Raw genomic sequence first — 21,059 nt, forward strand, 5'->3', positions numbered from 1 at the left:
ACAAAGGCAGTTTTGCCGCAAAATTGCCTTCCCTACATTTGCACTTTATTTAATCGATATGCCTAAATGCTCACGAGTATTTCTTTGCGCCGCCTCACCTATTTGATACTTTTAAGTATCTTAACAGTGATACTAGTTTCGGCTTGTAACACAACTCATGATATTAATATTACTAGCTATAAACAGTCTGTTGAGAATTGTCGAAACGTGCAACATGTAATGGGTAGCACCTGCATTCCTCGCAACCCTCAACGGGTAGTGACGCTTGATAGTTTTGAAAATACCTGGGCATTAGGTATCCGTGCTATTGCATCGACTCATGTTCCGGGTTTTCCTATGGCGAAATATCTTCAAAGTAAAGTAGAGCAAGTAGAATCTGTAGGAAGTTCTAATAACCCGAATATAGAAAAGATTTTGAAACTTAAACCAGACCTAATTATTTCTGGCTCTGACTTAAAAGGTATTTACAAACAGTTATCTTATATTGCACCTACAGTAGTACTCAATACACCCTATCCCTCACCCCCCTGGAGAGATATGTTAGAAGAACTTGCTACTATTTTGGGCAAAGAAGAAGTTAGTAAGCAATTGATAGATAAGTATTGGCAACGGGTGGAAAAACTTAAGCAAGCTTTGGGCGTTGGCGCAGCCTCTCCAAAAGAGAATCGCCGCAATACTATTAAGGTATCTATTGCAAATACATCTTCAGAATCAGGCATTTGGTCTTATGGAGAGAAGCATTTCTCTGGGTCAGTTTTGAAGGATATTGGTCTGCAACGTCCCAAATCACAAAGGGGAGATTTCTTCTATATAGAAAATATATCCAAAGAAAAAATATTTGATATTGATGGAGATGTTCTCTTCTTTGTATCTTGGGAAAGGGAAGATGATAAAAAGACGTTAAATAAGCTTAAACAAAGTCCTTTATGGTCACAACTCGAAGTTTTTCAAAAAAATAAAGTTTATTTTGTAGGCAGACATTGGCATAGTTCGGATATTTTTGCGATTAATGCCATCCTCGATGATCTGGAAAAATACCTTGTTAACAGTTATCAGTGAACAGTGAACAGTTATCAGTGCAATTGTCGTTGGCGTAGCTTGCGTTCTGCGCTTAGACCGCTCCTCCAGAGCAAACGAAGATAAAGACGTAAATCAGACGCATTGAAATTCCTGATTATAAATACTTGTCAGACAATATTTTCAGGTGTTTACTTGGAATGCGATGTCTACGAAAAGCGAACATTGTAAATTCTCTCTCCCTTTCCCCTATTAGCTATTAACTCTTAAACTGGGCAGTGGATATGATTGATGCTGCTTGAAATCAGCAAACTCACAGATGGAGTTAAATGGACAAAAGCGGCAGTGAGAGCCAGGATTAGGAGGGAAAATTTTACTGAAATTACTACTTTGTTCCTGATATTTTTGCAAGTCGTGTTGGTGCTTGTGAGCAATGTTCGCTAATTCAAATTTTAAGGATTCTAATTCACTATTATTAATGCTAATTAACTCAGACTTTTTACATATTTCTAAATTATAAAATGATGCCACAGCTTCTCGTCCAGGGTAAAGATAACGAGCTGCTAATAAATAAACTAATGCCTGTCGTTGGTCAAAAGCCGACTTACCAGTTTTGAAATCTAAAATATGTAAAGTGCTATCAGACTCAATGAAAACGCAGTCCATAGCCGCATATAAGCGAAAACAATAATCCTCTTGTTCAACTACTATCGGTTTAGGAAAGCCTTCATCACCCGGAGTTAATTGGATAATATCTTTATCCAAAAGCAACGGCGCATCGTGATATTTTTTCAAAATTTGCAGCACGCGTTGCTGGACTTGATCGCTTGAGTTGGCTAATTTAAGTAGCTGTGCAACTCTTTCTACACCATCTGCTTGCTTCAACAGATGCCTGTGATGATGAAATTCATAAACGCCTTTTTGGGCGAGTATCCCAATCCGTTGGGGTGCGGTGGCTTGCGCTAACAGCGCCTTGACTTGTGGTTCGTGTTGCCGTGCCTTGATAAACCCCCGTCTCATCTGGCAATGCCAGCGTTCTTGCCCGGTTGCTGGGGCAACTAGAGACCAAAGGTGATAACTGGCAAAAGGTCGATCGGGGGTTGACATTGCTCAGAAACAGTGAGAGAAAATACGGTGGGGAGAAGTTTAAGCTAAGGCTTTCTTAGAAAAGAACTTCGGAGGATACTTGCTGCTACACACGCTTTGCGGGAAGCTTTAATAGTACTGATAATGTACGGGAGCAAGTGGCAAAAATGAGCGCTAGTAGCAATTCCAGCAAGATAAAATTTGGTACCGATGGATGGCGAGGGATTATTGCCGATGACTTTACTTTTCCCAACGTGCGGAAAGTAACAAGGGCAATCGCCACTTACTTAGAAACAGCCTACACAAAAGATAGACCAGTACTTATTGCCTACGATACTCGTTTTTTAGCTGACCAGTTTGCCCAAACAGCGGCCCAAGTCCTAGCAGACTTAGGTTGGACTGTGAAAATTACTGATCGGGATTGCCCCACACCAGTAATTGCCTACAACGCCCGTCACCTAAATTCCGCAGGGGCGTTAATGTTTACTGCTAGTCATAATCCAGCACCTTACTGTGGAATTAAATATATACCCGATTATGCTGGGCCTGCCACTCCAGAGATTACTGATACTATTGTGGCAAATATAGAAAGTGCATCGGATGAGTTGCCTGGAAGCAACCCATCAGGTTCAATTTCAATTTTCGATCCGAAACCTGATTACCTGAAATTTATCTACACTCTACTTGATGTAGAAAAGATCAGAAGCGCTAATTTAAAGGTAAAGTACGATGCTTTGTATTCTACCTCTCGCGGATATTTAGATGAAGTTTTGCAACATAGTGGCGTTCAGTTAGAAAGTTTCCACGATTGGAGAGATGTTTTATTTGGGGGTGGAATGCCAGAACCCAAAGGAGAACAATTAGTTGAGTTAGTGGAAGCAGTAGTTCGAGATCAAGCTGATTTGGGCTTGGCGACAGATGGAGATAGCGATCGCTTTGGTATCGTTGATGAACAAGGAAACGTCCTCACTCCCAATACTGTACTGCTACTTCTAGCACGTCATTTAATCAAAAACAAAGGTAAAACTGGCGCTATTGTCCGCACTGTGGCGACAACCCACCTGCTGGATAATTTCGCTGCTAAAAATGGGCTGCAAATTTACGAAACAGCAGTTGGTTTTAAATACATCGGCGAAAAAATGCGGGAAACTGCTGTATTAATTGGTGGAGAAGAATCAGGCGGATTGAGTATTATCGGGCATATTCCCGAAAAAGACGGGGTATTAGCCGATATGCTGGTGGCAGAAGCGATCGCCTATGAAGGCAAACCGCTAAGTCAACTTGTCAAGGAAGCGATCGCTGAAGCCGATGGCCCACTTTACAACAACCGCCTAGACTTGCATCTCACAGAAGCCCACAAAACCGCCGTCATCGACTCCTTTACTAAAAATCCACCTACAGAGGTAGCAGGAATTAAAGTCAAGGAAGTGGGGCGTAAAGACGGTATTAAGCTCTATTTAGAAGAGGGTAGCTGGGTTTTACTGCGTCCTTCCGGTACAGAACCACTGGTGCGCGTCTACCTCGAAACCAACACTCCCGAAAAACTCACCCAAATCGCCCAAGAGTTAGAGAGTGCCATTGCTAAACTAGAGGCATAAGAATCAAGAATTAGGAGTTAGGAGTTAGGAGTTAAGAGTTGTAAATTAACAATTCTTAACCTCTAACTCCTTTTAAACAGTTATGAGTTCTAAATTAATAACTCCTAACTTCTCAATCGCGTCTCTGCTCACTTCGATCAAAGTATGAAAACTCTCGCGCCTTTTTTGACATCTCTAGTTATAGCGGTTTGGGTAATTGCGATCGCTATTATTTCAGTCCAAAATGCCACACCCGTATCGTTAAAATTCTTAACATTCCAATCAATTCAGATACCAATGGGTTTAGTGCTAGCTTTTAGTGCCGGTATAGGGTTAATTGGCATGGCACTGCTGCAACCTCTGTGGGGACTTGCTGGTTTTGGGCAGGGTGATTCTCGATTGGAAGACGATGCCGAATTTTTTGTCGATGATGAAGACTTTTGAGGTTTGAAAAAAAACACACAGAAGTACACCAGTTAAGGACTCTTCCTCTGTTAATATGCACGAATGTGCATACAATATATTTAGATGGCGTATCAGTGGGATAGGGATAAGGCAGCAGCTAATCTTCGCAAGCATGGCGTTGACTTTGCTGATGCAGTAACCGTATTTTCTGACGATTTAGCAATTACTATCACAGATGAACGTTTTGATGAAGAGAGATTTATCACTATTGGGATAGATGCTTTCAGTCGAGTTTTAGTAGTTGTGTATACATGGCGCAATGATGAGATTCGATTGATTTCTGCCCGCAAAGCTACGCGCTATGAACAAAAGCAGTATGAGGATGGATAAGTGATGGAAGCTGAGTATGATTTTAGCCAGGGCAAGCGGGGAGCGATTGAATCAACACCAACAGGCAAAACTCGAATTACAATTCGCCTAGATGATGAAGTACTAGCATGGTTTCGTGACCAAGTTCACGCAGCAGGTGGTGGAAATTACCAAACTTTGATTAACGATGCCTTGCGTGAGTACATTCAGCAGCGCCGTGAACCGTTAGAAGATACATTACGGCGAGTATTGCGAGAAGAACTTGAGCGTATTGGAAAATAAGGATATTTTGGCTTCCGTAAGATCGAGAACGGCTATGAGCGCAACTTATAAAGCAGATTTTAATTTGTGGATTGAGCAGACAGCCCAACTATTGCGATCGCATCACTGGCATGAAGTTGATGTAGAACATTTGATTGAAGAGGTTGAAGGCTTGGGCAAAAGTGAACGGCGGGCTATTGCCAGTCAACTAACTCGCTTACTGTTGCATCTGCTCAAGTGGCAATATCAACCCCAGCGTCGCTCAGATAGTTGGCTCGATTCTATCACCGATTCTCGCACCCAAATTGAGTTAGCAATAGAAGATAGTCTTAGTCTTAAGAGTTATCCTACAGAGCAACTTGAGGAAAGTTATCAAAGGGCGCGTCGGCAAGCAGCCAAGCAAACGGGGATACTTGTATCCGTGTTTCCAGAAGAGTGCCCATATTCTGTAGAGTTAGTGTTGGATGAAGACTGGCTACCGGAAGCAAGCGATATTTGATAACTGTAATTGTGACTGTGTGGAATGAAGCGCACTACGCAGCCACTTAATATGCATTGGTGAGTCTTGCAAAAGTTGCTTTTACTTCTTCATCACTGGCAAATTCTCCAGCATCCACTTCAGCAATTCCCTTTTGAATCTCCTCGATTTGCCACTGATGTATCTCTAGATAAACGGCTACCGCCTCATTAAGGATGTAGCTGCGATCGCAGTTGCAATGAATCGCGATCGCATCAAGTGCAGCTTTGCGATCGCTATCTATCTGAAACGTAATATTTTCTTAGCTCATCGTCTTGTGAAAGTTGTATTGCAACACAATGATAGTGGCGATCGCTATTTTATCAAAACGCTTTTAGCCTGAAGATATTGTACTAAAACATGAAAAAAGCCTGTGTTATCAGGCTTTTTTCATGTTTTAGTAGAGCGATCGCATTCTTATAAAATTAAAACGTCCATTCGTGGTCTGGATCATCTAGGGCGGCGCGAACAGAAGCTAAGTTAGCAAGGTCTTTGAAAGGGCTTGATTTAGCTATTTCTGTGATTGAGTTTAAGGTAAGGGCTAGTTGTTCATTATTGCCGGATGCGATCGCATTATCAACGACAGCAAATAAAGCGCGAAAGTTTTCTGCACGTTCATCAAAAGAGCGATCTAGATACGCCATCAGCAACTCTCGCTGGGCATTAATCTTGGTGATTGTTTCGTTTTCCCAAGCATCAATCTCTCGTCTCTTTGTCTGTTCTTGTTCGGCAACTTTTAGGTAATCGGTGTATGCTGAAACCATTTGCTGTAGAGATTCAGCAGGATTAATGACTTCTTTGACTACTACTTTGGTAACTTTCTTGATTGACATTTTTAATTGCCTCCAAGGGTATGGTATTTCGCTTTGATAGTTGCAGTAGCAGCGTTTAGATTCCCTTGATTATCTAGAACAGGGGTTTTCATAATTTCTGCAAGCGCCTTCACTAAAAGCCCTAGCTGCTGGAATTTACTAGCATCCCTGTTTTTGTCAAATGATGGCAAAGATTCAAGTTCATTCAGACCCACAACAGCAAGATTGTTGAGAGACTCAACCAAATCCATCAACTCAGTAATTCGCCGTTTCACTTGCTGCATAAAGTCTTTTGCTGCTTCAATTTTAGTGATTGCTGTGTTAACTTCAGCTTCATATTCCCGTGCTTTTGTCAATGCTTTCTCGCCTTCACCAGCCAGCACAAAGCCTCCAATTAGTACAGCCGGCCCAACAGTGATACCACCCAACACAAGAGAACCAAGAGCCATGCCTCCGCCACCGGCAGCTAATGAGCCACCGCCCAGCCATGCTAGAGTCGCATTCCAGGCGGCAGCACCACTGAGTCCTCCTATAAGTGTTCCAGTACTCGCTACCCCTACAGAGGTAGCAAGACCCATTGCGCCACTGTATCCTGCTGCTGCTGCCCCGATAGCCTTACCGCCACCTTTGAAAAACTGTTCAGCTTCCATTGCGGCAGTTTTGTACTCTTTGATCTGCTGAACTGAAATTCCGTCTAGCCCCTCTAAGAACTCCTTTTCGCTTTGTTTTGCTTTACCAATGTTTCGTTCGATAAAGTCAACAAAACTTCCAATTGTACGCATCATTACATCAAGCTGGAATTGACCATACTCTTCTGCCAGTTCGTTAGTTGCTTCCCAGTCTGTTTTTAATTGGCTGACAGCATCCTCATGACGCTTTTGAGCGCGTTTGCCAATTTCTTTTGCCTCATTCATATCCGCAACGCCCATAGCACCTGCACCTACACCAAAAACAGCGCCAGCTATAGCAACAGCACCTAAGATCAGTGGAATCATGAAATACTCCTGATGTGATTAGTATTTGTCTACGGGTTAAACATAAAAGCAAGGCATCACCTTATACTTATGTTTCCCGGAGATACTAACTAATGAACATTCAGAAGGTGTAAATTTGAGACTGCGATGAATGCAGTTGTCAATCCTTTTCATGTTGAGTGCGATCGCATCTGTGGGAGGCTAACACCTCAATGCAAAGGACAAGCGATGTCTACGACGGGCTACGCCTACGCACTCGACTTGACAATAGAATGTTAGTCGTAGTCTTGTGGAGATGATTGGCGATGAAAATTAAAGCAGTTATCTGGCAGGAAGACGGTGTATGGTGTGGTTCTGTACCTGCCCTACCAGGATGTCACACTTGGGGAGACAGCTACGAACATCTATTAGAAATGCTGCAAGATGCGATTCAAGGTTGCTTGGAAGTTGCTAGTCAACGGGAAGATCAGGTTGATTTAGCATTGTTTTCGTTACAGTACGCAGCTTCAATTTTTCCTGAAAGTGAGGAGACAGTTTAGTGACATTTAATCCCGATGATATAGTCACAGTTGATTTTTCCGGTGTCACTGGTATATTGAGTCCATCCTAAATCATTCGTGAAAAGTTAGATCCCCAACTTCTTTGAGAAGTCGGGGATCTGGACACCAATAATTTTCACAAATTAGATAGGATTACTTACTATACAACAGCATCTAAGTTGGGAAATTTTGGGTTAGAGCTAATTTGTAAACTCAAGTAAAGTACTTGTCTTGTAAGGGTTTCAGAAATTTAAACCAATCAAGCACTTATTCGCTGAAACTCAGACCTAGTAGCGATTTGGGTATCCTTAAGATTTTCTTTACGAATCAGCTCTTAGTTGTAGCTTCAGGTAATCAATAAAGTCCAGAATTTCTGTATCAGTGAGTTGTAGACGCGATCGCTTGCCATATTTCTGCTGCAAATAATCCCTTCCCTGCTCTGGAGTCCAATTTAACTGGGCTAAATATGTGTCACTTTGAGCTATCAAAACTGCATGAATTTCTGATGCTGTTGTATTAGCACATATTTGGATTTCATCTTGATGTAAATTTTGAATACAATTAATTTTTAAACTTACTTTTTGTCCTAAAGCTTGCCAGTCAATTTCCCTGTGTCCATTCCAACTAACACCTATAGAACGATAAGTGATTGGATTATAAATTGCACAAAATACAATTGTTCTCTCTCCAGGACTGACTGCGATCGTCAATGGATGATGCAATTGTTCAGAAGTCAAGGCATCAAGCGAAAGCAACAAACTTTTAGAGAAGTAAGATTCACTTCCTGAGCGGATAACATAAGGTTTATCTGCCAGAATATGCAAATCAGTTTTTTCTGCTTCTCCATGTGAAGTTTCCACTTTTTTGTTAATTTCTATCCCTGTAATCACCCCAGTCAAGGCTCTTTCATAAATTGGGATTTGTCTTGTATCGTCGGATAGCATATACCAGCAGTGATCCGATTCTTTGCTGACAAAGACATATTGAGGTTTTGGGACTGCTCCAAATCCTAATTTAACTTCCATATTTTTAATGCAGGTTTTGGTAAATATATTTATTGAGCAACAAGCCATGACGATTTGCATCATCAAGCAATGAGTTGCTTTATAGATATAATTCCCTAGCCAGGAAGCTAATTAACATTAAGGCAGCGAAAATTAGAAAATTTGGTGAATCTATAACAAAGTTTCTGGATCAACACCTAGCGCATTCAACCTTTCAATTAACATTTTTACTTTTTGTTCTGCTTCCACCCGTCGCTGTTCTTCAAAAGCTGTGCGTTCTTCCGCTTCTCTAATGCGTTCTTCTGGTGTCAGCAATCTTTGCCCTTCTTCGTCATACCAGTACAGCCACTCCCGCACTATACCTTGATAAATTCCCCGTTCTCGCCCAATTCCTAAACCGATTTCCGGTAGCCAAACGGGATTTCCTGACATTAAAATATATTCCCCATCGACTAGGCGATACACTTCCAAGGGTGTCTTTTTACGCCGAAGGGGACTATATACAACGTAGTACAAAATTCCTAATTCTTTAGCATAGAATTCTTTCTTGATGTTATATTCTTCCCGATATATTTGGGAAACAACTTCTAGTGCTAAAATTGGCAGTTGCTTTTCTTCCCATAACACATAACTTAGGCGTAAATCCTCATCAACGAAGCGTTTAACTCCTAAGCTGAGAAATCCATCAGGGACAATAGCTGATTTTTCTGGGTGATAATAAATACCCATATCAACACCAAAGAACCAATCCCAGCGATCGCACCAAACCAAAGCTAGTATCGTTTTTAGCAAGCCGGGAATTAAATTTTGGACTTCATTATCCACAGGGGTGTCATTAGAGTCCGGTAGTTCTTCGGAAGATGGCAAACAATGGAGCGGATTGTAGTTTAACATGAGCGGTTTTGCCAAATCTGATTCTAGATAGATTGTAGGTAATCTATTGATGTGCGATCGCATATCAAAAATCAAAAACCATTTTTAGCGTAGGCGTAGCCCGTCATAGACATCGCCTGATGTCGGGATCATCTCAGTATGTAAATACTTACGAGTGTAAATTTATTACATCAAATTCGTGGTTTTTCGGTACTGACTATCAGAGTATCTAACTGACAATAGCAAAAAAGGGCGGAACATTGTTCACATAGAACATTCCAGAAGTCGCAGAGTATTCAATTTCATGGTTAATTTGGTAGCTGGGCTGAATACCTATACCTACCAAGAGAAAAAATCTTCTCTCAACCTGGACTCCGAAAATGTAGCGCATCTGGAACTTAGCTAATTTTTAGCCCGATATTTGAGTTTTACTTAAGTAACAGATATGTCACTACAGATACATTCACGAGTTTTAATCAAAAACTTCCTAACGGTTTTTTTGCCCTTGTCAGCATTAGTTGGGGGTGTTATCGCAACTATCTACTACCAACAGGTACAAACTGAAAAAGTTGTATTAAAAACTAATGAAATCGGCAAGGTAGATTTACAAACCAAAGTAATCAGTGGAGATTTTCATTCTGTTATCTCAGATTTGATGGTTATCTCTAAACAAAACGAGCTACAAAGAGTTTTAGAGGGAGTGAATGGACAACAACAGGCACTTTCCCAAGAATTCTTATTATTTTCTCGATATAAAAAACTTTACGACCAAATCCGCTTTTTGGATCAATCAGGTAAGGAAGTTGTCAGAGTCAACTTTAACCAGGGTGAACCAGCGATTGTCCCCGAAGAAAAACTGCAAGTTCAAGCCAAGCGCTACTGGTTTAATGACACTTTGCGGTTAAACCAAGGACAAGTATTTGTCTCTCCCCTTGACCTCAACATCGAACGTGGTCAAGTTGAACAACCCCTTAAGCCAATGATCCGCTTTGGTACTCCTGTTTTTGATCGCCGTGGACAGAAACGAGGCGTTGTAATCTTAAACTATTTCGGCGCAAAAATGCTGGACAATTTTAATCAAACTTTTGCTAATGCTTCTAGCCAGGGAATGCTACTGAATGCCGATGGTTACTGGTTAAAAGGGGTGAAGCCTGAAGATGAATGGGGATTTATGTTTCCCGAACGCAAAAACCGCACTTTTGGCAAAGCTTTTCCCCAAGCATGGCAGGAAATTTCTCAAGAAGAATCGGGACAATTCCAAACTGCTGAGGGAATGTTTACTTTTACCACAGTCTATCCACTTGTGGAAGGGCAAAAATCTAGTACGGGAGCCGGACAAGCTTTTGCACCAAGCCAACATCAAATTGGTGCTAAAAAATCCTATTACTGGAAGATTGTCTCATGGGTATCGCCAGAGGCGTTGACGACCAAATCAAACCGATTTTTGAGTCAATTGCTACTGCTATATGCTGGGTTAATAGGACTAATTGGCATTGGTTCTTGGCTACTAGCAAGAGCTAGTGTCAATCGTCAGATGGCCAAGCTAGAGTTAAAACAGTCTGAAGTCCAATTGCGAGAGCTAGTTGAGCGGGAGAAAATTCTTAAAACTCGTCTATCTAGTCAAATTCGTAACTCGCTGGATCTAAATACGATTTTGAGTACAGTAGTGGTTGAAGTTCGGGAACTGCTACAGATCGATCGATGCCAGTTTTTTTGGTGTCATCAAGAAGATGAATCTACTAGCTTTGAACTGAGTCAGCAAGCTTGCGCTCCCGATTTAACAGAACCTTTAGGCTGTTCTCCTATCCAGAACGTGGAATCCCTGAGTGAAGCTGTCATGCAAGGGAATTTGCTTTGCTTTGATGACATTGCGACAGATTCGTGGCTTGATTTCAAGAGTCGGAATTTACTAGTGACATTGGGCTTTAAGTCTCTACTAATAGTTTCAATTCAAACCCAGTCGGGTTGTTTGGGTGTGATTGTCTGCGAACATAGTAGAGAGCTTCACCCTTGGAGTGATGATGAAGTGGAAATTATTCGAGGCGTGGCTGACCAGTTAGCGATCGCTATTGACCAAGCCCAATTGTATAATCAAAGCCGCGCTGCTACTGCTGCTGCTACTGCCCAAGCAGAACAACTCAACCAAGTTTTACACAATCTCAAAGAAACCCAAGCCCAACTAATTCAGACTGAAAAAATGTCGAGTTTAGGTCAATTAGTGGCTGGAGTAGCTCATGAAATCAATAACCCAGTTAACTTTATCTACGGCAATCTGACCCATGTAAATGAATATACACTCGGCTTATTGGAACTGGTAGAACTCTATCAAAAGTCCAATGTTAATCCAACATCTGAAGTACAAGCTCATATAGAAGCGATCGACCTTGACTTTATGACTGAGGATCTGCCTAAAATCCTAACTTCAATGAAAATGGGAGCTAATCGCATTCGTGAAATCGTTCTATCCTTGCGGAATTTTTCTCGACTTGACGAAGCGGATATGAAACCTGTCAATATTCATGAAGGTATTGATAGCACACTACTGATTTTACAAAATCGCCTCAAACAAACCTCTGGAAATGCCGGAATTGAAATAATCAAAGAATATGGTGATATTCCTTTAGTAGAGTGCTATGCCGGACAACTGAATCAGGTATTTATGAATCTGATCAGTAATGCCATTGATGCTCTGGATAGTTATAACAGTAAGCGAACTATTGAGGATATAGAAGCTAAACCCAGCCAGATTGTAATTCATACTCAGTTACGCGACTTGGATCGCATAACTGTACAAATTGCGGATAATGGCCCTGGTATGACCGAAGTAGTTAAGCAAAGATTATTTGACCCTTTCTTTACCACAAAAGCCGCAGGTAAAGGCACTGGATTAGGATTAGCAATTAGCGCTCAGATTATCACAGAAAAACACAACGGAGCTATTTGGTGTATTTCGGAACCCGGACAAGGAGCAGAGTTTTGGGTAGAAATTCCGATTAATCAAAGTTCTAAACTAGCTACTGCAAGTACTGCGACTCTATCCAGAATTTGATGCTATTCTGGACAAATGAAAAATGACATGACTAGTGATAGCGAACGCGCTGATTTTGATAGCCCTTGGAAAGAAATTCTAGAAGCTTATTTTCCCCAAGCCATGCATTTCTTTTTTCCAGAAACTTCTGCATTAATTGATTGGGAGCGTCCATATCAATTTCTAGATAAAGAATTTCAACAAATAGCTCGTGAAGCCGAACAGGGTAAGCGATATGCTGATCAATTAGTCAAAGTTTGGCCAATCCAAGGGGAAGAACTTTGGTTATTAATCCATGTTGAAATTCAGGCGCAAAAAGAAGATAATTTTTCTAAGCGGATGTTTACCTACAATTTTCGCATATTTGACCGCTTTGATCAACCAGCAATTAGCCTTGCAATTCTCTGTGATTCAAACCGCGAATGGCGACCAAACAATTACAGTTACAATTATCCCAATACTCGCTTAAATTTTGAATTTGGTAGTATAAAACTTTTGGATTACGAAAATCGCTTTCACGAGTTAGAAAATAGCGATAATCCATTTGCGACTGTCGTCATGGCGCATTTGAAAATGCAGCAGACACGCTCATCACCTGAACAGCGCAAAATCTGGAAATTTAGCTTAATTCGCAGACTATATGATTTGGGCTTAGAAGAGCAGGATATTCGTAATTTGTATCGATTTATCGATTGGGTTATGATATTACCAAAGGCATTAGAAAATCAATTTTGGGAAGAGTTTAAACAATTTGAACAGGAGCGGACTATGAGATATGTAACTACAGGTGAGCGCATCGGCTACGAGCGCGGAAAAGAAGAAGGGAAACAAGAAGGGAAACAAGAAGGGAAAAAAGAAGGTGAACAACAGCTTATTTTAAGGTTACTAAAAAGACGCGTGGGAGAATTATCACCACAATTGCAAGAACGCATCCAATCTCTTTCTTTAAATCAGTTAGAAACCCTTGGTGAAGCTTTGTTAGATTTTACTGCTATAGAAGATTTACTTAACTGGTTGCAAACAAATCAATCAGTTTGAAATCTATTTTTATGAAGATTGAGCAGGAGCGGACTATGAGATACGTAACTACAGGTGAGCGCATCGGCTACGAGCGCGGAAAACAAGAAGGTGAACAACAGCTGATTTTAAGGTTACTACAAAGACGAGTGGGAGAACTATCACCAGAATTGCAAGAACGCATCCAATCTCTTTCTTTAAATCAGTTAGAAAACCTTGGTGAATCTTTATTAGATTTTACTGCTATGGAAGATTTATTTAACTGGTTGCAAACAAATCAATCAGCTTAAAATCTATTTTTATGAAAATTATGAAAAACACCTCTACTCGCTTACCCCATAGAGTATTTTTTTAACTTAGTTCAATGAGTAACAAAAAGGGCGGGTTTTGTACCCGCCCTCGAAGCAATAAATATTTAAACTAAACTAGCGATCGCAACTTAATTACCAATTTCCGGCGCACTCAAAGAAACCTTTAGTGTTTCGTCTTTTTGTTGTGCTAATGTCGGCACGGAATCACGCAATCTTGCCGTCAATTGTACAGTTGTAGCGTCATACATTTGAGTCAGCAATTTGGGATAGAAACCAATACCAATAATTGGAATTAACAAACAGGCAATGATAAATACTTCACGGGGTTCGGCATCTATCAAAGCTTGGTGAGAAACTAATTCCTCGTTCTCTTTACCGTAGAAAATTTCTCGCAACATCGACAGCAGATAAATCGGAGTTAAAATCACTCCCACTGCCATCAAGAACACCACGATCACTTTGAAGGTAGAGCTATAAGCATCGCTAGTAGCAAAGCCCACAAACACCATCAATTCTGCCACGAAACCGCTCATCCCTGGCAATGCCAAAGAAGCCATCGAACAGGTGGTGAACATGGCGAAAATCTTCGGCATTCTCTTCGCAACACCGCCCATTTCATCCAACATCAGGGTGTGGGTGCGATCGTAAGTTGCGCCAACCAGGAAGAACAAACTCGCCCCAATTAACCCGTGGGAAACCATTTGTAATACTGCCCCACTCAATCCCAAATCGGTGAAGGAGGCAATACCAATCATCACAAAGCCCATGTGAGAAATTGAGGAGTAGGCAATTTTTCGCTTTAGGTTGCGCTGGGCAAAGGATGTCAAGGCAGCGTAGATGATATTAACTACCCCCAAAACTACCAACACTGGTGCAAAATAAGCGTGGGCATCGGGGAGCATTTGAGCATTCATCCGAATTAAGGCGTAACCACCCATTTTCAGGAGAATACCTGCTAATAACATGTGTACGGGGGCTGTAGCTTCACCGTGGGCATCAGGTAGCCAGGTGTGCAAGGGAATAATCGGCAATTTGACGGCGTAGGCAATCAGGAAGCCAGCATAGAGGGCTAGTTGAAAATTCAGGGCGAAATCTTTTAAGGCGATCGCTCTCATGTCGAACGTCACCGTATCGCCGTAAAATCCCATTGTCAGGGCAGACAGCAAAATAAACAGCGAACCGCCGGCGGTGTATAAAATAAATTTGGTCGCTGCATACTGCCGTCTTTTACCTCCCCAAATCGACAGCAGAAAGTATATCGGTACCAGTTCCAGTTCCCACACCAGGAAAAACAACAGCATATCCTGGACAGCGAACACGGCGATCTGACCGCCATACATTGCCAAAATCAAGAAGTAAAATAGCTTGGGCTTGAAGGTGACAGGCCAAGCTGCTAAAATCGCCAGCGTGGTAATGAATCCAGTCAAAATAATTAGGGGCATGGATAAGCCATCAGCCCCTACTGACCAATTCAAACCCAATTGTGGTACCCAGGGGTAACTTTCCACCAACTGCAAATCTGGATTGGAGAAATCATACCCAGTATAAAAAGCGTAAACAATTAGTGCAAAATCTATCAGCCCTACGACGAGGGAGTACCAGCGCACTGTTTTGCCTTCTTTGTCAGGGATGATGGGAAGAAGTAGCGACGCGGCTATTGGCAACAGAATAATCGTCGTCAGCCACGGGAAATTAGCTGTATTCATCACAATTTGTCTGCTATCAAAATCATGTTTGGCAAAAAGTCACTAGTTATTAACTAACAGCTTTTTCGGTATTTGGTCTTCCTCGTTAGGTTGATTTAATAAAAATAAAGAAAGATGAAGGTAGGTAAATCTATATCCTTGCCTTCATCTTTATACAACATAGTTATTGCCTAATCACTAATTGATACGCTATGTAAAACGTATGTAGAGACGTAATATATTACGTCTCTACGTTAGGTGACACCAAAGACAATTACTAAGCCCAAAACCGCCCCAAATACAATCAAGGCATAGAATTGAGCGCGACCGTTTTCTAGGTACTTCAGACCTTCACCGCTAACAAGGGTGAAAAAGCCTGTGAGGTTAACAGCACCATCGACAACGCGGAAGTCAACTTCCATAACTTGTCTAGCTAGGCGACGCAAGCCGAGGACAAAAACCCGATGGTAAATGTCATCAAAGTACCACTTGTTGAGGGATAGTTCGTAAAGTGGTTTGATTTGAGCAGCGATCGCAGCTGGGTCAATTTTACGGCGCAAATACATCAGCGAAGCCAGGGTAATCGCAATTAAAGAAATTCCGACTGAAGCACCCGCCATGATGTAAAATTCCGTCGGATTGAACTCGGCAGCCTTTTCTATAACTTCGGAGAGAGTTTCGCTAGGAGGAAAGATAAACTCTTCAAAATAATTGGCGTAAGGAGTTCCCACCAAACCAATCAAAATCGAAGGCACAGCCAACAGTGCCAACGGCAGCGTCATTGTCCACGGCGATTCGTGGGGGGAGTCGCTGTGATGCCCGTGGGAGTCATGGGAATCATGCTGCTGACTAGTTGCCGCTAATTCTCCTTTCTTCATCGCCCCAGGCCCAAAATTCGGGGCTAGTTCTTCTGACTCTAATTCCAGGACAATTGTGGCCGCAGCTTTCTTGAGTTTTTCCTTGATTTTCTCGTCAGTACCCCGGAATTTGCCTTCAAATGTCATGAAATACATTCTAAACATATAGAAAGCAGTAATCCCGGCAGTTAGCCAGCCAATCAACCAGAGGAGTGGATTAGCCTCAAAAGCCTTACCCAGAATTTCATCTTTTGACCAGAAGCCAGCAAAAGGCGGAATACCAGAAATTGCCAAGCAACCAATCAAAAAGGTAATTGATGTGACGGGCATATACTTTCGCAGTCCACCCATCAGCCGCATATCTTGAGCTAAGGCGGGGTCGTGTCCAACGACACCTTCCATACCATGAATTACTGAACCTGAACCCAAGAACAGCATCGCTTTGAAATAGGCGTGGGTCATCAGGTGGAATAGTCCAGCACTGTAGGAACCTATTCCCATTGCCATCACCATGTAACCAAGTTGGGAAATGGTGGAGTAAGCCAAGCCCTTTTTGATGTCGTTTTGGGTAATGGCAATGGTTGCCCCCAAAAACGCCGTAAACGCCCCAGTATAGGCAATGACATTCATTGCGGCTGGAACGTCTTCAAATACTGGGTACATCCGGGCAATGAGGAAAACACCCGCTGCCACCATTGTTGCCGCGTGAATCAAGGCAGAAATGGGGGTGGGGCCTTCCATTGCGTCTGGTAGCCAGACATGGAGAGGGAATTGGGCTGATTTTGCAACTGGCCCTAAGAAAACTAAAATCGCAAACAGGACAGCGAGAAAATTGCTGATAGAACCTGATTCGACGAGTTGGGCGAGGCGATCGCCCATGATATTAAAATCAAAGCTTCCTGTTGCCCAGAACAGCCCTAAAATGCCGAGTAACAAACCAAAGTCGCCTACGCGGTTGGTTACAAAGGCTTTTTGTGCCGCATCGGCCGCTGACTTGCGATCGTACCAAAAACCGACCAGCAAGTAGGAACACATTCCCACCAGTTCCCAGAATATATAAATCTGTACTAGGTTGGGGCTGACCACCAGACCTAACATTGAGGAGCCAAACAAACTGAGATAGGCGTAAAACCTCACGTAGCCGGGATCGTGAGCCATGTAGCCATCGGTGTAAACCATGACTAAACAGGCTACCGTTGTGACAATCACCAGCATTAGGGCTGTCAGGTGGTCAATAGTGTAGCCCATGCTCAGGTGAAAATTGCCAGCGGCCGCCCACTCAAAGGTGCGGAGATAAGCCGGGTGTCCTTGAATTTGACTCCACAACAAGGCAAAGGATAGCCCCATAGCTGCTGCCATCATGGAGATAATCACCACAGCGTTAAGCTGCCGTAGGCGGTTTGTCACCTGATTAAACGAGATTAACCCTAGACCGACCAGCATTGCCCCAAAAAGAGGGAACACCGGAATCAGCCAGGCATACTGATAGATTACTTCCATCACTGACGCCTACTTTTAGAATTCTTGAATAGCGTGTCGGAACTGTTAATAATTGTGACACACACCCTTTAGCATAAAATAACCCACCCAAAGGTCATTGGGTGGGGTGTTAAGCATGGTTTTAGATTTGGTCACTCGTCATTGGTCATTTGTCACTCGTCATTTATCATTGGTCATTTGTCATTTGTCCTATGCCTCATGCCCCATGCCCAATGCCCAATACCCAGTATCCATCAAGCTGAACGACACTCTAAGTCCACTGTTTTGGAACTTTTGTACATTTTGGGGTAATTGCTGTAGCTGGCTTTAATCTCTTCTAAAGCTAGACGTAAATCTTCTCTGCCGCGAAAGCATTCCAAGCGATGGCGAATGGTACCATTTTCAATCAATAGTAAAGTGGGTAGTGATTTTAGCCTATAAGTAGTAGACAATTTAAAATTTTGATCGGCGTTAACGCTAACTAATTTAATTTCTTCCCCGCATTGGGCTTGAAATTGCAACAACAGTGGGTGGATAATCCGACACAAGCCACACCAGGGTGCTTCAAAATTAACTAAAACAGGAATAGGAGATTCTAAAACTTCTTGAGTAAATGTCCGCTCACTAACCGACAACACCATGACGCCTCTTGGATTATTAAGGTTTTTATATCAAACTAGCTATCACCACTGAATTCAGTGGTGCTGAGTTCCGAGTCCTGTTCGCAGTAGGGGGCATTTAACCCGTGCTGAGTATAAGTCCATAACTAAAGTTAGGGGATTGAATGAGGAACTCGTTTCTTTTTCTTCTAGAGTACAAGGGGGCTTGGGACTAATTACCAAGCAATGAATACTAAATTGCTTGATTTTACTCAGGACTCAGGACTCAGCACTCAGCACTAACTTCGGTGAAGGATTGGCAAATCACTAACTGCCGATAGATGCTTTTAGGACACCAACTTTCAGGACACAGAATAATTAGATAAAAATTGAGCATAATGTGTCTCTGACAAAAAAGCTAACGTAGAAATAGCGTTGGCTTTTTTTGATGTTAAATTCCTGACTACCGTGGCTGCCTGGGGATTGACTGAATCTGCCATTAACTCCCAAGGAAAGGCAATTGACTAATGACTACCGACATAGAATCTTAAGCTGACTGAATGCACCCCCACTGATAGATATTTGAATTTATCCTACATTGATTTGGGGTAATTGATAAGCTTAAATTTCTATCTATTTCGGATTTTCTGCTGACACTGGGGATCACCTGAATTTACCATGCTATCCTACTGGTTGCTTCCAGTAACAGAGGGTGCGACCACCAAAGCAAAGCTATAAAAATGGCAACTCCCAAATAGGCAGGACGTAGAAATTCCTGCCATTTGAGAGATTGACGCCCGTCAATAATTGCTTTAAAGGGAATAATTGAAGTCCGCTGTTTGGCAAGTTCAAAAGTTTCCCCATAGCGATCGCTCAAACGGCGATCCCCGTGCCAAACCCCAAACAAGTGATGTAACACCAATCCAATGGAAGTCACAAGAGTAAAGGTAGTACCCAACCATAGAGTATGGGCAACACACCAAATTATTTGTCCTACCATCTGGGGATGACGGGTAATCCGAATAATTCCTGTTTCGTAGAGATGAACTTGGGGCTTTTGAATGGCAGCAATTTCTAGTAGATTGAAGGTAGCAGGATATAAAAACAAAAACGAGATTGCTGACAGCAGCCAAACAAATTCTCGTACTCCAGGCACTCCTTGTACCTGCCAAAGTTGCAAACCATCATAGCGGTGCCCAAAAAAGTAAATAATTAATATCACAGCCAACGGTAGGCTGACTAATGCAAAGAGAATGCGATAAAGCCTTGGGCCAATATACTTTTCTGCCCAAGGACGCAAAGCAGCGCCTCCACTGTGAGCGATCGCAAAAACTATTTGTAACCCCAGTATGACAAAATGACTGGGTGTCAACCAAGAAATCAGCAGCATATACACCGGTGAAGTAATTTAAAGAAAATTGAATTCAGTACAACCAATACCACAAAGTATTCAAAAGGGGACTTTAGTCAAGATGTTGTGCTACTGTCTTTTTCGAGTCAAGCCTTCAAGTTCAATATGCAACAAATCATGTCCGGCTGATTGCTGCCAAACCGGATTCATTGCGTGCATCTGCTCCTTTAAAAGTTTGTGGGTTGAGCCTTATGTCTGACCTTCCTTTCACTTTAGATCAGTTACGTATCCTGAAAGCGATCGCTGTTGAAGGAAGCTTCAAGCGTGCCGCTGATAGTCTTTATGTCTCACAGCCCGCCGTGAGTTTGCAAGTGCAAAATCTCGAACGGCAACTCGATGTCCCCTTATTCGACCGTGGAGGACGACGCGCCCAATTAACCGAAGCCGGGCATCTACTCTTAAGCTACGGTGAAAAAATCCTCAGCCTGTGTCAGGAAACTTGCCGTGCGATCGAGGATTTACAAAATCTCCAAGGCGGTACTTTAATTGTCGGTGCTTCTCAAACCACCGGCACTTATCTTTTACCCAGAATGATCGGGATGTTTCGACAAAAATATCCCGATGTGGCGGTGCAATTACACGTCCACTCCACCCGACGGACTGCTTGGAGTGTCGCTAACGGACAAGTTGATCTAGCGATTATCGGCGGTGAAATTCCTGGGGAACTGTCGGAATCTTTAGAAGTTATTCCTTACGCTGAAGACGAACTAGCGCTGATTTTACCTGTCTTTCATCCCTTTGCCAAACTTGAAAAAATCCAAAAAGAAGACCTATATAAATTACAATTCATTGCCCTAGATTCCCAATCGACTATCCGCAAAGTAATTGACCAAGTGCTAGCACGCTGTGAAATTGATACCAGACGTTTGAAGGTGGAAATGGAATTGAATTCCATTGAAGCCATTAAAAATGCTGTCCAATCTGGTTTGGGGGCTGCCTTTGTCTCAACAAGTGCGATCGCTAAAGAGTTACAAATGGGCGTTCTCCACTTTGCCAACATTGAAGGCGTCGTTGTCAAACGGACACTGTGGCTGATTTTTAATCCCAATCGCTATAGATCCAAGGCCGCAGAAGCCTTTAGTCAAGAAATTTTGCCCCAATTTGCTAACCCAGGATGGAATCAAGATGTGTTAAAATTAGCACAAAAAAACATAGTGTTAACTACATTAGAGATAGCAACACCCATCTCCTCCAGCGAAGAATAAAATTAGGTCATTTGACCAAATAATTCGTAATGA

Annotated in this window: 22 protein-coding genes; 13 read left to right on the plus strand and 9 right to left on the minus strand. The window is 42.2% G+C overall.

All coding sequences use genetic code 11. From position 1 onward, the window contains the following. Window positions 1-126 precede the first annotated feature (126 nt). Entirely contained in the window at window positions 127-1,059 is a 933-nt protein-coding gene (locus tag RRG12_RS20130; RefSeq protein WP_420760482.1) for an iron-siderophore ABC transporter substrate-binding protein, read from the plus strand. A 210-nt stretch (window positions 1,060-1,269) separates the two neighbouring features. On the opposite strand, the gene RRG12_RS20135 is transcribed toward RRG12_RS20130, so the two are convergent. Further along, window positions 1,270-2,124 (minus strand): PD-(D/E)XK nuclease family protein, encoded by an 855-nt coding sequence (locus RRG12_RS20135; protein ID WP_069068627.1) that lies wholly within the window; start codon window positions 2,122-2,124, stop codon window positions 1,270-1,272. 146 nt (window positions 2,125-2,270) lie between these two features. Between RRG12_RS20135 and RRG12_RS20140 the strand changes: the two genes are divergently transcribed. From RRG12_RS20140 to RRG12_RS20165, 6 genes are all read left to right on the plus strand, one after another. Continuing rightward, window positions 2,271-3,701, plus strand: coding sequence for a phosphoglucomutase/phosphomannomutase family protein (locus tag RRG12_RS20140; RefSeq protein ID WP_420760483.1), 1,431 nt, complete (start codon window positions 2,271-2,273; stop codon window positions 3,699-3,701). 144 nt (window positions 3,702-3,845) lie between these two features. Beyond that, entirely contained in the window at window positions 3,846-4,124 is a 279-nt protein-coding gene (locus tag RRG12_RS20145; protein ID WP_420760484.1) for a LapA family protein, read from the plus strand. Window positions 4,125-4,208: 84 nt separating this feature from the next. Next, on the plus strand, window positions 4,209-4,475 hold the full coding sequence (locus tag RRG12_RS20150) for a BrnT family toxin (RefSeq protein ID WP_420760485.1): 267 nt from the start codon (window positions 4,209-4,211) through the stop codon (window positions 4,473-4,475). A gap of 3 nt (window positions 4,476-4,478) precedes the next feature. Then, the gene (locus RRG12_RS20155; RefSeq protein WP_109007450.1) at window positions 4,479-4,736 is read left to right on the plus strand and encodes a BrnA antitoxin family protein; all 258 of its coding nucleotides are present in this window, start codon (window positions 4,479-4,481) and stop codon (window positions 4,734-4,736) included. 34 nt (window positions 4,737-4,770) lie between these two features. Then, window positions 4,771-5,214 (plus strand): DUF29 domain-containing protein, encoded by a 444-nt coding sequence (locus tag RRG12_RS20160; protein ID WP_420760486.1) that lies wholly within the window; start codon window positions 4,771-4,773, stop codon window positions 5,212-5,214. A 217-nt stretch (window positions 5,215-5,431) separates the two neighbouring features. Beyond that, the gene (locus RRG12_RS20165; protein ID WP_420760487.1) at window positions 5,432-5,575 is read left to right on the plus strand and encodes a hypothetical protein; all 144 of its coding nucleotides are present in this window, start codon (window positions 5,432-5,434) and stop codon (window positions 5,573-5,575) included. An 82-nt stretch (window positions 5,576-5,657) separates the two neighbouring features. Here RRG12_RS20165 and RRG12_RS20170 read toward each other — a convergent pair whose 3' ends face one another. Further along, a complete protein-coding gene (locus RRG12_RS20170; protein WP_420760488.1) occupies window positions 5,658-6,065 on the minus strand; it encodes a hypothetical protein in 408 nt (135 codons plus the stop codon). Between the two features lie 2 nt (window positions 6,066-6,067). Next, window positions 6,068-7,039, minus strand: coding sequence for a hypothetical protein (locus tag RRG12_RS20175; RefSeq protein WP_420760489.1), 972 nt, complete (start codon window positions 7,037-7,039; stop codon window positions 6,068-6,070). Window positions 7,040-7,165: 126 nt separating this feature from the next. Between RRG12_RS20175 and RRG12_RS20180 the strand changes: the two genes are divergently transcribed. Then, window positions 7,166-7,297 carry a hypothetical protein gene (locus RRG12_RS20180; protein WP_420760490.1) on the plus strand — a complete coding sequence of 44 codons (132 nt, stop codon included), beginning with the start codon at window positions 7,166-7,168 and terminating at the stop codon, window positions 7,295-7,297. A gap of 26 nt (window positions 7,298-7,323) precedes the next feature. Beyond that, on the plus strand, window positions 7,324-7,557 hold the full coding sequence (locus tag RRG12_RS20185) for a type II toxin-antitoxin system HicB family antitoxin (RefSeq protein WP_420760491.1): 234 nt from the start codon (window positions 7,324-7,326) through the stop codon (window positions 7,555-7,557). Window positions 7,558-7,877: 320 nt separating this feature from the next. Here RRG12_RS20185 and RRG12_RS20190 read toward each other — a convergent pair whose 3' ends face one another. Further along, a complete protein-coding gene (locus RRG12_RS20190) occupies window positions 7,878-8,582 on the minus strand; it encodes a hypothetical protein (RefSeq protein WP_420760492.1) in 705 nt (234 codons plus the stop codon). A gap of 150 nt (window positions 8,583-8,732) precedes the next feature. After that, window positions 8,733-9,455 (minus strand): Uma2 family endonuclease, encoded by a 723-nt coding sequence (locus RRG12_RS20195; RefSeq protein WP_420760509.1) that lies wholly within the window; start codon window positions 9,453-9,455, stop codon window positions 8,733-8,735. Window positions 9,456-9,879: 424 nt separating this feature from the next. Here RRG12_RS20195 and RRG12_RS20200 point away from each other — a divergent pair, with 424 nt between their 5' ends. The 3 genes from RRG12_RS20200 to RRG12_RS20210 are packed head-to-tail and all read left to right on the plus strand — an operon-like array spanning window position 9,880 to window position 13,769. Next, entirely contained in the window at window positions 9,880-12,483 is a 2,604-nt protein-coding gene (locus RRG12_RS20200; RefSeq protein ID WP_420760493.1) for an ATP-binding protein, read from the plus strand. A gap of 27 nt (window positions 12,484-12,510) precedes the next feature. Beyond that, complete coding sequence (locus RRG12_RS20205; RefSeq protein WP_420760494.1) at window positions 12,511-13,500, plus strand: Rpn family recombination-promoting nuclease/putative transposase; 990 nt, start codon at window positions 12,511-12,513, stop codon at window positions 13,498-13,500. A 35-nt stretch (window positions 13,501-13,535) separates the two neighbouring features. Continuing rightward, entirely contained in the window at window positions 13,536-13,769 is a 234-nt protein-coding gene (locus RRG12_RS20210; protein WP_420760495.1) for a DUF4351 domain-containing protein, read from the plus strand. Window positions 13,770-13,918: 149 nt separating this feature from the next. Here the strand turns inward: RRG12_RS20210 and RRG12_RS20215 are convergent, their stop codons facing one another. The 4 genes from RRG12_RS20215 to RRG12_RS20230 all read right to left on the minus strand — a co-directional run bounded on the left by RRG12_RS20215 (window position 13,919) and on the right by RRG12_RS20230 (window position 19,800). Further along, window positions 13,919-15,496 (minus strand): NAD(P)H-quinone oxidoreductase subunit 4, encoded by a 1,578-nt coding sequence (locus tag RRG12_RS20215; RefSeq protein WP_420760496.1) that lies wholly within the window; start codon window positions 15,494-15,496, stop codon window positions 13,919-13,921. Between the two features lie 233 nt (window positions 15,497-15,729). Beyond that, window positions 15,730-17,832, minus strand: a complete 2,103-nt coding sequence (locus tag RRG12_RS20220) for an NAD(P)H-quinone oxidoreductase subunit 5 (protein WP_420760497.1) — start codon at window positions 17,830-17,832, stop codon at window positions 15,730-15,732. A 233-nt stretch (window positions 17,833-18,065) separates the two neighbouring features. Continuing rightward, window positions 18,066-18,452: a thioredoxin family protein gene (locus RRG12_RS20225; RefSeq protein WP_069068611.1), complete on the minus strand. Its 387-nt coding sequence runs from the start codon at window positions 18,450-18,452 to the stop codon at window positions 18,066-18,068. Between the two features lie 631 nt (window positions 18,453-19,083). Next, window positions 19,084-19,800 (minus strand): NnrU family protein, encoded by a 717-nt coding sequence (locus RRG12_RS20230; protein ID WP_176726913.1) that lies wholly within the window; start codon window positions 19,798-19,800, stop codon window positions 19,084-19,086. Window positions 19,801-20,012: 212 nt separating this feature from the next. Here RRG12_RS20230 and RRG12_RS20235 point away from each other — a divergent pair, with 212 nt between their 5' ends. Further along, the gene (locus tag RRG12_RS20235) at window positions 20,013-21,026 is read left to right on the plus strand and encodes a LysR family transcriptional regulator (protein WP_069068610.1); all 1,014 of its coding nucleotides are present in this window, start codon (window positions 20,013-20,015) and stop codon (window positions 21,024-21,026) included. The last annotated feature ends 33 nt before the right edge of the window (window positions 21,027-21,059 follow it).

The sequence above is a fragment of the Nostoc sp. CALU 546 genome (assembly GCF_048836525.1).